This window comes from Bacillus sp. VA15 (assembly GCF_055721145.1).
The window spans coordinates 383,969-400,897 of the sequence record NZ_JBVQPQ010000002.1 but is presented as its reverse complement, the minus strand read 5'-3'; the positions used below and the strand labels follow the sequence as shown (position 1 = coordinate 400,897).

The 16,929-nt window shown below is 46.2% G+C and carries 14 protein-coding genes and 1 other annotated feature (1 of these 15 running past the window's edge); all 14 genes read left to right on the top strand.

The window, feature by feature from the left end; translation table 11 throughout:
- Positions 1-162, top strand: a binding site (T-box leader); it begins 65 nt to the left of the window's first position.
- A 52-nt stretch (positions 163-214) separates the two neighbouring features.
- The 14 genes from ileS to pyrE all read left to right on the top strand — a co-directional run bounded on the left by ileS (position 215) and on the right by pyrE (position 16,830).
- Entirely contained in the window at positions 215-2,980 is a 2,766-nt protein-coding gene (gene ileS / locus AC0DBE_RS06915; protein ID WP_014113727.1) for an isoleucine--tRNA ligase, read from the top strand.
- Between the two features lie 145 nt (positions 2,981-3,125).
- The gene (gene ylyA, locus AC0DBE_RS06910) at positions 3,126-3,500 is read left to right on the top strand and encodes a sporulation-related RNA polymerase-binding protein YlyA (RefSeq protein ID WP_472961568.1); all 375 of its coding nucleotides are present in this window, start codon (positions 3,126-3,128) and stop codon (positions 3,498-3,500) included.
- Between the two features lie 102 nt (positions 3,501-3,602).
- Entirely contained in the window at positions 3,603-4,082 is a 480-nt protein-coding gene (gene lspA, locus AC0DBE_RS06905) for a signal peptidase II (RefSeq protein WP_014113729.1), read from the top strand.
- Positions 4,069-4,980: an RluA family pseudouridine synthase gene (locus AC0DBE_RS06900; protein ID WP_044445173.1), complete on the top strand. Its 912-nt coding sequence runs from the start codon at positions 4,069-4,071 to the stop codon at positions 4,978-4,980. The genes lspA and AC0DBE_RS06900 overlap by 14 nt, the downstream gene beginning before the upstream one ends.
- Before the next feature lie 182 nt (positions 4,981-5,162).
- The gene (gene pyrR / locus AC0DBE_RS06895; RefSeq protein ID WP_472961566.1) at positions 5,163-5,708 is read left to right on the top strand and encodes a bifunctional pyrimidine operon transcriptional regulator/uracil phosphoribosyltransferase; all 546 of its coding nucleotides are present in this window, start codon (positions 5,163-5,165) and stop codon (positions 5,706-5,708) included.
- Positions 5,709-5,882: 174 nt separating this feature from the next.
- Positions 5,883-7,190, top strand: coding sequence for a uracil permease PyrP (gene pyrP / locus AC0DBE_RS06890; protein WP_072566245.1), 1,308 nt, complete (start codon positions 5,883-5,885; stop codon positions 7,188-7,190).
- Positions 7,191-7,335: 145 nt separating this feature from the next.
- Entirely contained in the window at positions 7,336-8,250 is a 915-nt protein-coding gene (locus AC0DBE_RS06885; RefSeq protein WP_472961563.1) for an aspartate carbamoyltransferase catalytic subunit, read from the top strand.
- Positions 8,234-9,520 carry a dihydroorotase gene (locus AC0DBE_RS06880; RefSeq protein ID WP_472961561.1) on the top strand — a complete coding sequence of 429 codons (1,287 nt, stop codon included), beginning with the start codon at positions 8,234-8,236 and terminating at the stop codon, positions 9,518-9,520. The genes AC0DBE_RS06885 and AC0DBE_RS06880 overlap by 17 nt, the downstream gene beginning before the upstream one ends.
- Positions 9,517-10,611 carry a carbamoyl phosphate synthase small subunit gene (locus AC0DBE_RS06875; RefSeq protein WP_014113733.1) on the top strand — a complete coding sequence of 365 codons (1,095 nt, stop codon included), beginning with the start codon at positions 9,517-9,519 and terminating at the stop codon, positions 10,609-10,611. The genes AC0DBE_RS06880 and AC0DBE_RS06875 overlap by 4 nt, the downstream gene beginning before the upstream one ends.
- The gene (gene carB, locus AC0DBE_RS06870) at positions 10,596-13,811 is read left to right on the top strand and encodes a carbamoyl-phosphate synthase (glutamine-hydrolyzing) large subunit (protein ID WP_472961559.1); all 3,216 of its coding nucleotides are present in this window, start codon (positions 10,596-10,598) and stop codon (positions 13,809-13,811) included. The genes AC0DBE_RS06875 and carB overlap by 16 nt, the downstream gene beginning before the upstream one ends.
- Positions 13,808-14,578 carry a dihydroorotate oxidase B electron transfer subunit gene (gene pyrK, locus AC0DBE_RS06865; RefSeq protein WP_014113735.1) on the top strand — a complete coding sequence of 257 codons (771 nt, stop codon included), beginning with the start codon at positions 13,808-13,810 and terminating at the stop codon, positions 14,576-14,578. The genes carB and pyrK overlap by 4 nt, the downstream gene beginning before the upstream one ends.
- The gene (locus tag AC0DBE_RS06860; protein WP_014113736.1) at positions 14,578-15,513 is read left to right on the top strand and encodes a dihydroorotate dehydrogenase; all 936 of its coding nucleotides are present in this window, start codon (positions 14,578-14,580) and stop codon (positions 15,511-15,513) included. Before pyrK ends, AC0DBE_RS06860 begins: the two co-directional genes overlap by 1 nt.
- A complete protein-coding gene (pyrF, locus tag AC0DBE_RS06855; RefSeq protein WP_014113737.1) occupies positions 15,482-16,201 on the top strand; it encodes an orotidine-5'-phosphate decarboxylase in 720 nt (239 codons plus the stop codon). The genes AC0DBE_RS06860 and pyrF overlap by 32 nt, the downstream gene beginning before the upstream one ends.
- Positions 16,198-16,830 (top strand): orotate phosphoribosyltransferase, encoded by a 633-nt coding sequence (gene pyrE, locus AC0DBE_RS06850; RefSeq protein WP_284438302.1) that lies wholly within the window; start codon positions 16,198-16,200, stop codon positions 16,828-16,830. Before pyrF ends, pyrE begins: the two co-directional genes overlap by 4 nt.
- Positions 16,831-16,929 lie beyond the last annotated feature (99 nt).

The window sequence follows — 16,929 nt, the reverse complement described above, 5'->3', positions numbered from 1 at the left end:
GAGTCCGGGATGGCCGGAATCATGTAGATCAGCCCTTAAGTTTCCTTTCTGAACTCACAGTAGGTTAGGACGTTCATCACGTTACGATGCTCGAGAGGAAAAGGCGTATGCTTGCTTTTTCTAAAAGGGTGGTACCGCGAGATAAGCTTTCTCGTCCCTTATGGGATGAGAGGGCTTTTTTTATTTTCTGAAAAAATGCAGTGGAGGAATGAAAATGGATTTTAAAGACACGCTCTTAATGCCGAAAACAGATTTCCCGATGCGTGGAAATTTGCCAAACCGTGAGCCTGACATTCAAAAGAAATGGGAGGGAGAGGATATCTACCGTCTTGTACAGGAACGGACGAAAGACCGCCCGAAATTTGTTTTACATGACGGACCTCCGTATGCAAACGGCGATATCCATATGGGCCACGCGCTTAACAAGATTTTGAAGGACTTCATTGTCCGCTACAAATCAATGAGCGGCTACAACGCGCCATATGTACCGGGCTGGGATACACACGGATTGCCGATTGAAACGGCTCTCACAAAAAACAAAAAAGTCAACCGCAAAGAAATGTCAGTAGCGGAATTCCGCAAACTGTGCGAAGAGTACGCTTGGAAGCAAATCGAGGGACAGCGTGAGCAGTTTAAACGCCTTGGTGTCCGCGGTGATTGGGAAAACCCATATGTGACATTAAAACCGGAATACGAAGCGCAGCAAATCCGCGTATTTGGTGAGATGGCAAAACGAGGCTACATTTATAAAGGCCTTAAACCGGTTAACTGGTCACCTTCAAGTGAATCTGCTTTGGCTGAAGCCGAGATCGAATATCAAGACAAACGTTCAGCATCTATTTACGTTGCTTTCGGTGTGAAAGACGGAAAAGGCGTTCTTGAAAACGGCGAGCGCATCATCATTTGGACAACAACGCCTTGGACAATTCCGGCGAACCTCGGAATTTCAGTGCACCCTGATCTTGAGTACAGCGTGATTGCAGTAGGTGAAGACCGCTTTGTCGTAGCAAGTGCTTTAGTCGAAAATGTTGCATCTGCATGCGGATTTGATCAATATGAAGTGACAAGAACGATCAAAGGGAAAGACCTTGAGAACATTATCGCTGAACACCCGCTATATGGCAGAGACTCTCTCGTTATGCTTGGCGAACACGTAACAACTGATGCCGGAACAGGCTGCGTTCATACAGCGCCGGGGCACGGGGAAGATGACTTTATCATCGGCCAAAAATACGGTTTAGATGTGCTATGCCCAGTTGATGCAAAAGGTGTAATGACAAGCGAAGCTCCGGGCTTTGAAGGCATGTTCTATGATGACGCGAACAAAGCGATCACACAGCAGCTAGATGAAAAAGGCGCGCTTGTGAAGCTTGAATTCATTACACACTCTTATCCGCACGATTGGAGAACAAAGAAACCAACCATTTTCAGAGCGACAGCGCAATGGTTTGCGTCTATTAAAGATTTCAGATCAGATCTGCTGGATGCCATTAAAGAAACCAAATGGGTTCCTGAATGGGGCGAGCAGCGTTTGCACAACATGGTTCGTGACCGCGGAGACTGGTGTATTTCCAGACAGCGTGCATGGGGAGTGCCGATTCCGGTATTTTATGCTGAAAACGGAGAACCGATTATTACGGATGAAACCATTGAACATGTTTCTGAATTGTTCAGGCAGCACGGTTCAAACATTTGGTTTGAAAAAGAAGCGAAGGATCTTCTTCCGGAAGGCTTTACACATCCTGGCAGCCCGAACGGCACATTTACAAAAGAACAGGACATCATGGATGTTTGGTTTGATTCAGGATCTTCTCATCAAGCGGTGCTTGAAGAGCGTGAAGATCTCGTTCGCCCGGCTGATTTATATCTAGAAGGATCGGACCAATATCGCGGCTGGTTTAACTCATCTCTTTCTACAGCAGTAGCCGTAACAGGAAAAGCGCCATATAAAGGTGTGCTCAGCCATGGGTTCGCACTGGATGGAGAAGGACGCAAGATGAGTAAATCGATCGGTAACGTCGTTGTTCCAGCTAAAGTTATGAAACAGCTTGGTGCCGACATCTTGAGATTATGGGTGTCTTCAGTTGATTATCAGGCGGACGTTCGCGTGTCTGACGCCATTTTGAAGCAAGTTGCTGAAGTATACCGTAAAATCCGCAATACGTTCCGTTTCCTTCATGGCAACCTATTCGATTTTGATCCAAAAACGAATGCGGTGGCTGTCGAAGATCTTCGCGAAGTGGACCAATATATGCTGATTAAACTGAACAAACTGATTGATAAAGTGAAAAAAGCGTATGATGAGTATGAATTTGCGGTTGTGTATCACAGCATCCATAATTTCTGCACAATCGAATTGAGCTCATTCTATCTTGATTTCGCAAAAGATATTGTGTACATCGAGCATGCGGATCATCCGGATAGACGCAGCATGCAGACAGTATTCTATGAAACGCTTCTTGCATTAGTGAAGCTTTCAGCGCCTATCCTTCCTCATACGGCTGACGAATTATGGTCTCATTTAACATTTGTTGAAGAGCAGAGCGTTCAGCTGACAGATATGCCGGAAACAATCACGGTTCCAAACAGCGAAGCGACAGAAGATAAATTTGACCGCTTTATGGCTTTCCGTGATGATGTGCTAAAAGCGTTAGAAACTGCGCGGAATGAAAAAATTATCGGTAAATCATTGGAAGCCAACCTGAAATTGTATCCAAACAAAGAAAACCAAGAGCTCTTGGCTTCCATTAAAGAAAATCTTTCTCAGCTGTTTATTGTTTCTGAATTGACAATCAGCGAAGAAAATGAAGCACCGAACGATGCGCAAAGCTTTGCGACAGGTAAAATCGCTGTCGAGAAAGCCGAAGGCGAAATGTGTGAGAGATCCCGTGTGATTTCAAAAGATGTAGGTGCAAATCCAAAATATCCTACACTTTCACTGCGAAACGCTGAAATCGTTGAAAAATACTATCAAAAATAATGGAAAAGGGGCCCGGCGTAAAAGCCGGGCTTTTTTTGTGCCAAGAGTGACATCGTTTAGAACGGCAGGAAAAATCTTATGGGCTTTAGATCATCATTCACAGGCAACAATATAGGTACTACGTTAAGAGCAGGAGTTGTGATGAATGAATGATCAACTGACCGCAATATATACGGAACTTCTTCTGACGAAAGAAGAATTACAGTCGAGATTATTTGAGTATTCTTGCTTTCAGGCTTCAACAAGCCCGCAAGCAGCAATCAATCATAAACAAAAAGCAACTCTGATCTATCACATTAAAGAAGAGCTTCAAGATGTACTCCTCGCATTGTCCAAAATCGAAAACGGCACTTTCGGATACTGTGAAGAAACCGGGGCTCCCATTCCTCTTTCAAAGCTTGCTGTGCTGCCGACTGCCCGCACAGCAAACGACTTTCTTTACTATGTCCAATTTGAAAAAAAAACGCTTCCGCTGTGGAAATCAACGGATATCGAATATGGTCAGGCACTGTATGAATAACAGTGTCTGGCCGGTTAATATGCCTGATATTTCTTTACTCCAGTGCTTTTTATTGATAAAATGCATAATGGATTAAAGTAACCGTAAACTGGAGGAACGTTTGTGCTGTATTATGTGATCGCACTACTTATTATTGCAGCCGATCAATTGACAAAATGGCTTGTCGTTAAGAACATGGAGCTTGGACAAAGCATTCCGATCATTGATCAGGTATTCTATATCACCTCCCATCGCAATACGGGTGCTGCATGGGGGATATTAGCCGGTCAGATGTGGTTTTTCTACCTCATTACAACCGCGGTTATTATTGGCATTGTTTATTACATACAGCGTTATACAAAAGGACAAAGGCTTCTTGGCGTGGCCCTCGGACTTATGCTTGGCGGTGCCATCGGCAACTTCATTGATCGGGCTGTCAGACAGGAAGTTGTGGATTTTATCCATGTCATTATTGTGAATTACAATTACCCGATTTTTAACATCGCAGACTCTTCATTATGTGTCGGCGTAATGCTTTTATTTATACAAATGCTGTTGGACAGCGGGAAAAAGAAAAAGGAGCAATACCATGAATCAAATTGATATAACCGCTTCAGAAGAACAAAAAAGTGAGCGGATTGATAAATTTCTGGCATCGACTGAGAATGATTGGTCGAGAACACAGGTGCAGCAATGGGTGAAAGACGGACAAGTTGTCGTGAACGGAAGCCCTGTAAAATCGAATTATAAAATTCAGCCGGGGGATCAGGTGACCGTCACTGTGCCTGAGCCGGAAGCGCTCGACGTGCTGGCAGAACCTATGGATCTGGATATTTACTATGAAGATCAGGATGTGCTGGTCGTCAATAAACCTCGCGGAATGGTTGTGCACCCAGCTCCCGGGCATCTTACGGGTACGCTTGTAAACGGCCTTATGGCTCATTGTACCGACCTTTCCGGAATAAATGGCGTGATGCGTCCGGGGATCGTCCACAGAATCGATAAGGACACGTCCGGCTTATTAATGGTGGCGAAGAATGATATGGCGCACGAGTCACTTGTAAACCAATTGGTCAACAAAACGGTCACGCGGAAATATACGGCAGTTGTCCATGGGCTTATTTCTCACGATGACGGAACAATTGACGCTCCAATTGGACGGGACAAGAAAGACCGTCAAAGTATGACTGTGACGCGTGATGGCAAAAATGCCGTCACTCATTTTCATGTGCTTGAGCGTTTTCAGGATTTTACGTTGGTGGAATGCCAGCTTGAAACAGGAAGAACACATCAAATTCGTGTTCATATGAAATATATTGGATTTCCATTAGCCGGCGATCCAAAATACGGTCCGAGAAAAACGATCGATTTTAACGGACAGGCCCTTCACGCCGGAATTTTAGGTTTTGATCATCCTCGCACTGGCGAATATGTCGAATTTGAAGCGCCGCTTCCGGAGGATATGGCAGAATTAATCGAAAACCTTAGAAATAACGGTTGACAGACTGTTTCTTTTCTGAAATAATAAATGAAGCTGAATAGATTCTTTAAAACAGTCCAGAGAGGCTGAGAAGGATAACGGATAGACGGGACGCGTGTATATGCGCGCACCTTGTCCTAAAACCCCTCTATGCTCTGGCAGGAGGGGTTTTTTCTTCTATATGAACTGTGAGGTGTCACACATTGAATCAAAAAGCTGTCATTCTCGACGAACAGGCAATCAGACGGGCGCTGACCAGGATTGCTCACGAAATGATCGAGCGCAATAAAGGAATGAATAACTGCGTCCTTGTCGGCATCAAGACAAGAGGGATTTACTTGGCAAAACGCCTTGCGGAACGAATCGAACAGATTGAAGGGAATCCTGTAACAGTCGGTGAAATTGATATTACTCTTTACAGAGATGATCTTTCCAAAAAAACGAGCAACGAAGAACCGCTTGTGAAAGGCGCAGATATTCCAGTAGACATCACAGATCAAAAAGTGATCCTCGTAGACGATGTTCTGTACACCGGAAGAACGGTCAGAGCAGGTATGGATGCGCTTGTGGATGTAGGCAGACCTTCCTCCATTCAGCTGGCAGTACTAGTTGACAGAGGACACCGGGAGTTGCCGATCCGAGCGGATTACATCGGGAAAAACATCCCGACATCAAAGGCTGAAAAGGTTATGGTTCAGCTTGATGAGGTAGATCAAAACGATCTCGTCGCCATTTATGAAAATGAATAATAGATCACCTTTTTAAAGGCAATCCAGAGAGGTTGCAAAGAGGTGCACAACAAAGTCCCGAAAGTATTCGGCAGGTCTTTGTATGCCTCTTTGCGTAAAAATAGCAAAGAGGTTTTTTTATACAGTCATTGAGTCATCCTAAAATGAAAGTTAACAATCAGGGGGAAAATCATCATGAGTAAGAAAAAAGTAAATTTAGGAGTCAGGGATGTCCCGACACCTTTCTCTTGGGTTTCATTCAGCCTGCAGCATTTGTTTGCCATGTTTGGCTCAACGATTTTGGTACCGAAGCTGGTCGGAATGAGTCCTGCTGTGGCACTGGTGACAAGCGGTATCGGGACACTTGCATACCTTCTTATTACGAAAGGGCAAATTCCGGCGTATCTCGGTTCATCCTTCGCCTTTATTTCTCCGATCATACTGGTAAAAGCGACCGGCGGGCCGGGAGCGGCAATGGTCGGGGCGTTTCTTGCAGGGCTAGTATACGGGCTGATTGCCTTATTGATCAGGCAGCTTGGAACCGGTTGGCTGATGAAGATTCTCCCACCTGTAGTCGTAGGCCCTGTTATTATCGTCATCGGGCTGGGGCTGGCAAGTACTGCAGTAAACATGGCGATGTACGCTGATCCGAACGCGAGTGAATTGGTCTACAGCTTAAAGCACTTCAGTGTTGCAGGAGTTACGCTGGCGATCACGATTATTTGCGCGATTTTCTTACGAGGATTTTTAAGCCTGATTCCGGTTCTGATCGGAATCATCGGCGGATACCTGTTTGCCCTTACTCAAGGGATTGTCAACTTCCAGCCGGTGCTTGACGCGAAATGGTTTGCGGTGCCTGAATTTATCATCCCGTTTAAAGATTATTCACCGTCAGTAACAATCGGCATCGCAGCAGCAATGGTTCCCGTCGCGTTTGTGACAATGTCGGAGCATATCGGCCACCAAATGGTGCTGAGCAAAGTTGTTGGACAAGATTTCATTAAAAAGCCGGGGCTGCATCGCTCCATTATGGGTGACAGCGTGGCGACAATTCTTGCTTCCCTGATCGGCGGTCCGCCGACAACGACTTACGGGGAAAACATTGGCGTGCTGGCCATCACAAGAGTGTTCAGCGTCTTTGTCATCGGCGGCGCGGCGGTGATTGCCCTTTGCTTCGGTTTTATCGGCAAAATCTCAGCACTGATCAGTTCAGTGCCGTCAGCGGTCATGGGAGGCGTCTCCTTCCTGCTGTTCGGAATTATCGCTTCGAGCGGTCTGAGAATGCTGATTGACAACAAAATTGATTATGAAAACAACAGAAACCTTATTATTACCTCAGTTATCCTTGTGATCGGTGTAGGAGGCGCTTTTATCCAAGTGTCTCAAGGAGGATTCCAAGTGTCTGGAATGGCGCTTGCCGCAATTGTCGGTGTCATCTTAAACCTGATTCTTCCGCAGGCGAAGGAAGAGCAGGCTGACACATCTGAACAACATCATATCTAAAACCTTTTAATGAAAGTCCAGAGAGGCTTGGAAGGGTTATAAAGAGAAGGAAGCTTTCAATGCTGCCCTCTATTTAACCATACCCCGAGTCTATCTAAGACCGGGGTTTTTTCAGCCTTAAAGTTGAAACGAGAGGGGAAAGAACATGAAGCATTTAACGACGATGAGTGAACTTAGCACTGAGGAAATCAAAGATTTGCTTCAAACAGCACAAGACCTCAAAAGCGGAAAAACAGACAATTGGCTTACGGGAAAATTTGCAGCGAACCTGTTTTTTGAACCGAGCACGAGAACCCGGTTCAGCTTTGAGGTCGCAGAAAAAAAGCTGGGCATGAATGTGCTGAACCTTGATGGAACAAGCACAAGCGTGCAAAAAGGCGAAACCTTATATGACACTATCCGAACGCTCGAATCAATTGGTGTGGACGTGTGCGTCATCAGGCACAGCGAGGATGAGTACTATAAAGAGCTTGTCAGCCAGATAAACATCCCGATTTTGAATGCGGGAGACGGATGCGGTCAGCATCCGACACAATCACTGCTTGATTTAATGACGATTAATGAAGAGTTCCATACGTTCAAAGGGCTTACCGTCTCCATTCACGGCGATATCAAGCACAGCAGAGTGGCTAGATCTAATGCGGAAGTGTTGACAAGATTGGGTGCCCGTGTCCTGTTTTCAGGTCCTTTGGAATGGCAGGATGAAGAAAATTCATTCGGCACGTATGTCTCAATGGATGAAGCAGTTGAGTTTTCCGATGTCGTCATGCTGCTTCGCATTCAAAATGAAAGACATCAGTCCGTTGTCAGCCAGGACGGCTATCTAAACAAATACGGCTTGACCGTAGAACGGGCTGAGCGTATGAAGCAGCATGCGATCATTATGCATCCTGCTCCGGTAAACAGAGGAGTGGAGATTGATGACAGCTTAGTAGAAAGCGAAAAATCAAGAATCTTCAAGCAAATGCAAAATGGCGTATTTATCAGAATGGCAGTGATACAGCGTGCCTTACAAACCAAAGTGAAAAGAGGAGAAGCAGCGTATGTCATATCTCATTAAAAACGGCTGGATACTTAACGAAAATGGTGAAAAAACAGAAACGGATATTCGAGTGACGGGAGAAATCATCTCCGAAATCGGTCAGCTTGATGCAACGGATGAAGAAACGGTAATTGATGCAAAAGGATTGCTCGTTTCACCAGGGTTTGTTGATCTCCACGTACACTTCAGAGAGCCGGGTGGAGAGAAAAAAGAAACCATTGAAACCGGTGCAAAAGCAGCGGCGCGCGGCGGCTATACAACAGTAGCAGCAATGCCGAATACGCGGCCGGTTCCTGATACGAAGGAGCAGATGGAATGGGTGCAAAACCGTATTAAAGAAACATCATGCGTAAGAGTTCTTCCATATGCATCCATTACGATCAGACAAATCGGTGATGAGATGACAAACTTTGAAGCTTTAAAAGAAGCCGGAGCATTTGCTTTTACAGATGACGGCGTCGGTATACAGACAGCAGGAATGATGTATGAAGCGATGAAACGGGCAGCTGCGATCGACAAAGCGATTGTCGCACATTGCGAAGACAACTCCTTAATTTACGGAGGCAGCGTTCATGAGGGGACATTCTCCAAAGCGAACGGGCTCAACGGCATTCCTTCTGTGTGTGAATCAGTTCATATTGCCCGCGATGTATTGCTGGCTGAGACTGCAAACTGCCATTACCATGTATGCCATATCAGTACGAAAGAATCTGTCAGGGTCGTACGTGATGCGAAAAAAGCAGGAATCAGAGTGACAGCAGAAGTGTCACCACACCATTTGCTGCTTTGTGATGAGGACATTCCGGGACTTGACACAAATTATAAAATGAATCCTCCTCTCCGCAGTGCAGAAGACAGAGCGGCTTTAATCGAAGGTCTTTTAGACGGAACGATTGATTTTATCGCAACAGACCATGCGCCGCATACAGAAGAAGAGAAAAATACAGACATGAAGCTGGCGCCATTTGGAATTGTCGGCTTAGAAACAGCGTTCCCGCTCCTATACACACACTTTGTCAAAAATGGCAGCTGGTCGCTGAAACAGCTGATTGATTACATGACAATCAAACCATGCGAAGCGTTCGGTCTCCCATACGGAACATTACAAACGGGGCGAGTTGCTGACATTACGTTAATCGATTTGGAAAAAGAAGCAGTTATAGACAAAGAGACATTTTTATCAAAGGGAAAAAACACACCATTTAACGGCATCAGCTGTACCGGCTGGCCGGTCGCTACAATTGCGGCAGGGAAGCTTGCTTATGAGGAAGGGAGACTTGTCAAATGAAGAGACGATTAGTATTGGAAAACGGAGCGGTATTCGAGGGAGAAGCCTTCGGAAGCTTAGAACACAGCATGGGAGAAGTCGTTTTTAACACTGGGATGACAGGCTATCAGGAAATTTTATCTGACCCTTCTTACTGCGGGCAGATCGTAACATTAACGTACCCGCTTATCGGAAATTACGGCATCAACCGTGATGATTTTGAATCCATTACCCCTTTTGTGAAAGGGCTGATCATCAAAGAATTGTGTGAACTGCCTTCCAACTGGCGTTCAGCATACACATTAGACGAGTATTTAAAAATGAAAAACATTCCGGGACTGCAGGGAATTGATACAAGAAAGCTGACAAGAATGATCCGCACGGCAGGCGCGCTAAAAGGAACATTCGCTTCACCTGATGAAGATATCGAAGCAGTGCTGAAAAGACTGAACGAAACTGAACTGCCGAGAAATCAAGTATCCCAAGTATCGGCCAAAACCGCATATCCGAGCCCTGGAAGAGGCAAACGCATTGTCTTGGTTGACTTCGGCATGAAGCACGGCATTCTTAGAGAGCTGAACAAACGAAAATGTGACGTCATCGTTGTGCCTTACAACATTACAGCGGAAGAAGTGCTCCAGCTGAAACCGGACGGCATCATGCTTTCTAATGGACCTGGAGATCCGAAAGATGTGCCTGAAGCGATTGAAATGATTAAAGGTGTTCTCGGAAAAGTGCCATTATTCGGAATATGTCTCGGCCACCAGTTATTCGGGCTGGCGTGCGGAGCGAATACTGAAAAAATGAAATTCGGCCACAGGGGTTCAAACCACCCGGTAAAAGAGCTGGCTACCGGAAAAGTCGCCTTAACATCTCAAAACCATGGCTATACAGTCTCATCCGTCAGCGAAACAGAACTGGAAGTGACGCATATCGCAATTAACGACGATACGATTGAAGGGCTGAAGCATAAAACACTGCCGGCATTTACGGTTCAATATCATCCTGAAGCCTCACCTGGTCCTGAGGATGCCAACCATCTATTTGACAGATTCATCGAAATGATCGAAACAACAGAGAAAGAAGGGGAAGCGGTATGCCAAAACGCGTAGACATTAACAAAATTTTAGTAATCGGATCTGGACCGATCATCATCGGCCAAGCAGCAGAATTTGACTATGCGGGAACACAAGCCTGCCTTGCTTTGAAAGAAGAAGGCTATGAGGTCATCCTTGTCAACTCAAACCCTGCCACGATCATGACAGATACAGAAATGGCTGACCGGGTTTACATCGAACCGCTCACTCCTGAATTCCTGACGCGAATCATCAGAAAAGAGCGCCCGGATGCCATTCTTCCTACTCTCGGAGGCCAAACCGGTTTGAATCTTGCGGTTGAGCTTTCTGAAAGAGGCGTGCTGGAAGAGTGCGGCGTCGAAGTGCTTGGCACGAAGCTGTCTGCGATTCAGCAGGCTGAAGACCGCGACTTGTTCAGAACACTTATGAATGATCTGAATGAACCGGTGCCAGAAAGTGAGATTATCCACTCTCTGGAAGAAGCAGAAAACTTCGTCAGCCAAATTGGTTTCCCTGTTATTGTCCGCCCGGCATATACATTAGGCGGAACAGGCGGAGGCATCTGCTCGAATGAAACAGAGCTGAAAGAAATTGTTGAGAACGGCTTAAAATTAAGCCCGGTGCATCAATGTCTGCTTGAAAAAAGCATCGCCGGCTATAAAGAAATCGAGTATGAAGTCATGAGAGACAGCCAGGACCACGCCATTGTCGTTTGTAATATGGAGAACATTGATCCAGTCGGAATCCACACTGGAGACAGTATTGTTGTCGCGCCAAGCCAAACGCTCAGCGACCGCGAATATCAGCTCTTGCGGAATGTATCGTTAAAACTGATCCGCGCGCTTGGAATCGAAGGCGGATGTAACGTACAGCTCGCTTTAGATCCAGACAGCTTTCAATACTACATTATTGAAGTAAACCCGCGGGTCAGCCGTTCATCTGCCCTTGCATCAAAAGCAACGGGATATCCGATTGCAAAGCTTGCTGCTAAAATCGCTGTCGGCCTTTCATTAGATGAAATGATGAACCCGGTGACAGGAAAAACATATGCAGCATTTGAACCGGCTCTTGACTACGTCGTATCAAAAATTCCGCGCTGGCCGTTTGATAAGTTTGAATCAGCAAACAGAAAGCTCGGCACGCAAATGAAAGCGACAGGAGAGGTCATGGCGATCGGCCGCACGCTTGAAGAGTCATTGCTGAAGGCTGTGCGTTCACTGGAAGCGGATGTGTATCATCTTGAATTGAAAGACGCTGCTGACATTTCCGATGAGCTTCTTGAAAAACGAATTAAAAAGGCCGGTGATGAACGCTTATTCTACTTAGCTGAAGCGTACAGAAGAGGCTACACGGTAGAAGACCTCCATGAATTTTCCGCGATCGATGTCTTCTTCCTGCATAAGCTGTTCGGAATCGTACAGTTTGAAAAAGAACTGAAGGCGAATGCGGGTGATACTGACGTACTGAGACGGGCAAAAGAACTCGGATTCTCTGATAAGTACATCAGCCGTGAGTGGGAAATGAAAGAATCGGAGCTTTACAGCTTAAGAAAACAAGCGGGAATTGCGCCGGTATTCAAAATGGTGGATACGTGCGCGGCGGAATTTGAATCAGAAACGCCATACTTCTACAGCACATACGAAGAGGAAAATGAATCTGTCGTTACAGATACGAAAAGTGTGATGGTTCTTGGTTCGGGGCCGATTCGAATCGGTCAGGGTGTTGAATTCGACTATGCGACTGTTCACTCTGTATGGGCAATTAAACAAGCAGGCTATGAAGCCATTATTGTCAATAACAACCCGGAAACCGTTTCAACAGACTTCAGTATCTCAGACAAGCTGTACTTTGAGCCGCTTACGATTGAAGATGTCATGCACATCATTGACCTCGAACAGCCGGTGGGCGTTGTCGTACAGTTCGGCGGACAAACTGCCATTAACCTTGCTGACGAGCTTTCTGCACGCGGAGTGAAAATCCTTGGGACTTCGTTAGAAGATTTAGACCGTGCGGAAGATCGGGATAAATTCGAACAAGCGCTTGGAGAACTCGGTGTTCCGCAGCCGCTTGGCAAAACAGCGACATCAGTTGATCAGGCGGTAAGCATCGCGAGTGATATCGGCTATCCGGTACTGGTGCGCCCTTCCTATGTACTTGGCGGCCGGGCGATGGAGATTGTTTATCATGAGAAAGAACTGCTTCATTACATGAAAAACGCAGTCAAAATCAATCCGCAGCACCCTGTATTAATTGATAGATATTTAACTGGGAAAGAAATTGAAGTGGATGCAGTATCTGATGGTGAAACAGTCGTCATTCCGGGAATTATGGAACACATTGAACGTGCGGGCGTTCACTCCGGAGACTCAATCGCTGTATATCCGCCTCAGTCACTCACAGAGGACATTAAGAAAAAAATTGAACAATACACGATCGCACTTGCTAAAGGGCTGAACATTGTCGGTTTGCTCAATATTCAATTCGTCTTATCACAAGGTGAAGTGTACGTGCTCGAAGTAAATCCGAGATCAAGCAGAACCGTACCGTTCTTAAGTAAAATCACGGGTATCCCAATGGCGAACATTGCTACAAAAGTCATTCTCGGCCAAAAGCTGGCTGCGTTTGGCTATACAGAGGGCCTTCAGCCTGAACAGCAAGGTGTATTTGTAAAAGCGCCGGTCTTCTCCTTCGCTAAGCTGAGAAGAGTGGACATTACGTTAGGGCCTGAAATGAAATCAACAGGTGAGGTCATGGGGAAAGATTCCACCCTTGAAAAAGCGCTCTATAAAGCTCTGATTGCTTCAGGCATTCAAATCCCTAACTACGGATCCGTGCTTTTAACAGTGGCTGATAAGGATAAAGAAGAAGGGCTTGCCATCGCTAAGAGGTTCCATGCGATCGGCTACAACATTTTAGCGACTGAAGGAACGGCAGGTTACCTGAAAGAAGCTTCAATTCCAGCGAAAGTCGTCGGGAAAATCGGCCAGGACGGCCCGAACTTGCTTGACGTGATCAGAAACGGAGAAGCGCAGTTTGTCATCAATACGCTGACAAAAGGAAAGCAGCCGGCAAGAGACGGATTTAGAATCAGACGTGAATCAGTAGAAAACGGTGTTGCCTGCTTAACATCTTTAGATACGGCAGAAGCGATATTGCGAGTGCTGGAAAGCATGACATTCCGTGCTGATCAAATGCCGGCAGTCAACACAAATCAGGAGGCGGCAGTCACTATATGAAAAAAGCGTATTTGACAGTATGTTCTAACCAGCAAATTGCAGACCGGGTGTATCAAATGGTTCTGAAAGGGGAGCTTGTCCAAGGGTTTACAACCCCGGGACAGTTCCTTCATCTTAAAGTGAGCGAAGCGGTTACGCCTCTTTTGAGAAGACCAATCAGCATCGCCGACGTCAACTTTGAAAAAAATGAAGTCACCATCATTTATCGAGTAGATGGGGAAGGAACAAGACTCTTGTCACTGAAGCAGCAGGGAGAACTTGTGGATGTCCTCGGGCCTTTGGGAAATGGCTTTCCTGTCAATGAAGTCCAACCCGGAAAGACGGCTTTGCTGGTAGGAGGCGGTGTCGGTGTGCCGCCTCTCCAAGAGCTGTCGAAACGCTTGAACGAAAAAGGGGTCAAGGTCATACACGTTTTAGGATTCCAATCGGCAAAGGATGTTTTTTACGAAGAAGAATGCCGGCAGTACGGAGACACGTATGTGGCAACAGCTGACGGAACCTATGGGGAAACCGGGTTTGTTACAAATGTGATTAAACAGAAAAATCTAGAGTTTGACATTCTCCTCAGCTGCGGGCCGACACCGATGCTGAAGGCATTAAAACAGGAATATGCCCATAAAGAAGTTTACCTGTCCATGGAGGAACGAATGGGCTGCGGAATCGGCGCCTGCTTCGCGTGTGTGTGCCATACAAACGAAAGTGAGACATCCTACGTAAAAGTATGTCTCGACGGACCTGTATTTAAAGCTCAGGAGGTGGCGCTGTAATGCTAGAGGTGAAATTGCCGGGACTTGATTTGAAAAATCCGATCATTCCTGCATCAGGCTGCTTCGGTTTTGGAAAAGAGTTTGCGCGTTTTTATGATTTATCTTGTCTCGGAGCAATTATGATCAAAGCTACGACAAAGGAGCCTCGCTTCGGGAACCCGACGCCTAGGGTAGCTGAGACTGGCGCCGGAATGCTCAATGCGATCGGTCTCCAAAATCCGGGGCTGGAAAGCGTTTTGCAAAATGAGCTGCCGTGGCTTGAGCAGTTTGATACGCCAATCATTGCAAATGTCGCAGGTTCTCAAGTCGAGGATTATGTTGAAGTCGCAGAGCATATCAGCAAAGCGCCTAATGTTCATGCCCTTGAATTGAACATTTCATGCCCGAATGTGAAAACAGGCGGAATCGCTTTTGGCACGAACCCTGAAATGGCTGCTGATTTGACGAAGGCGGTTAAAGAGGTTTCAGAAGTACCCGTTTATGTAAAGCTTTCCCCGAACGTGGCAAATATCACAGAAATTGCATCTGCGATCGAAGAGGCGGGAGCGGACGGTCTTACGATGATTAACACATTAATCGGCATGAGGCTTGATTTAAAATCAGGCAAGCCGATATTAGCGAATAAAACAGGGGGGCTTTCCGGCCCTGCCGTGAAGCCGGTTGCCATTCGCATGGTGTATGAAGTCAGCCAAGCGGTCAATATCCCGATTATCGGAATGGGAGGCGTGCAGACGGCCGAAGATGCACTGGAGTTTCTTCTCGCGGGAGCAAGCGCGGTCGCTGTCGGAACAGCAAACTTTGTGAATCCTTTTGCATGCCCGGACATGATTGAACAGCTTCCATCTGTTTTGCGTCAATACGGCTATCAATCAATTGAAGAATGCATCGGAAGGAGCTGGAACCATGAAAAACAACCTGCCCATCATCGCGCTTGATTTTGCATCAGCTGAAGAAACACTTGCGTTCTTAGCGCCTTTTCAGCAAGAACCGTTATTTGTAAAGGTTGGAATGGAACTTTTTTATCAAGAAGGGCCTTCTATAGTTAAACAATTAAAAGAAAGAAATTGCGAGCTGTTTTTAGATTTAAAGCTTCATGACATCCCGACCACTGTAAACAAAGCGATGAAGCGCCTTGCCGGTCTCGGGGTGGACCTCGTCAATGTTCATGCGGCCGGAGGCAAAAAAATGATGCAAGCAGCTCTGGAAGGCTTAGAAGAAGGAACGCTTTCCGGAAAAAAACGCCCGTCACTTATCGCGGTAACCCAGCTGACAAGCACATCTGAACAAATGATGAAGAATGAACTGCTGATCGAAAAGCCTTTGATCGACACGGTCGTGCACTACAGCAAGCTGGCAGAAGAAAGCGGACTTGATGGAGTGGTCTGCTCTGTTCATGAAGCAAAAGCCATTTACCAAGCGGTGTCGCCTTCATTTCTGACTGTCACTCCGGGGATCAGGATGTCAGAGGACGCTGCGAATGACCAAATCCGCGTAGCGACACCTGCAATTGCAAAAGAGAAAGGTTCATCAGCGATTGTGGTAGGACGCTCGATTACCAAAGCGAAAGACCCAGTAAAAGCCTATGAAGCTGTCAGACTCGAATGGGAGGGAATCAAATCATGAAACAAATCATCGCAAAACATCTATTAGACATCCAAGCTGTATTTTTACGCCCGAACGAGCCATTTACATGGGCAAGCGGCATTTTATCGCCAATCTACTGTGACAACCGCCTTACGCTATCTTTCCCGGAGGTCAGAAATGATGTCGCCTCAGGTATCAGCAAGCTTGTCGAAGAGCATTTTCCTGAAGCTGAAATGATTGCGGGAACAGCTACAGCCGGTATTCCTCATGCTGCTCTGGCGGCTGACCGTTTGAATCTTCCGATGTGTTATGTGAGAAGCAAGCCGAAAGCGCACGGAAAAGGCAATCAGATTGAGGGAGCTGTTCAAAAGGGGCAAAAAACTGTCGTTATTGAAGACTTAATCTCCACAGGAGGAAGCGTACTTGAAGCTGCGGCAGCTTTACAAGCGGTTGGCTGTGAAGTGCTCGGTGTCGTCTCCATTTTTACGTACGGGCTCCCTAAAGCGCAGGAAGCCTTCGCAAAGGCAGAACTTCCATACTACTCTTTAACTGATTACGATACGCTCACAGAGGTCGCGCTCGAAAACGGAAATATTCATTCAGACGATCTAGAAAAGCTGAAAACGTGGAAACGAAATCCCGAGTCAAAAGATTGGTTTAAAAAATAAGAAATAAATTTCGGTGATGTATAGAGGCTTCAAAGCCTTGTTGTACTTGAAAACAGGCCACTCGGCCTGTTTTTTTATTAATCCTATAAAAAAAGTCGG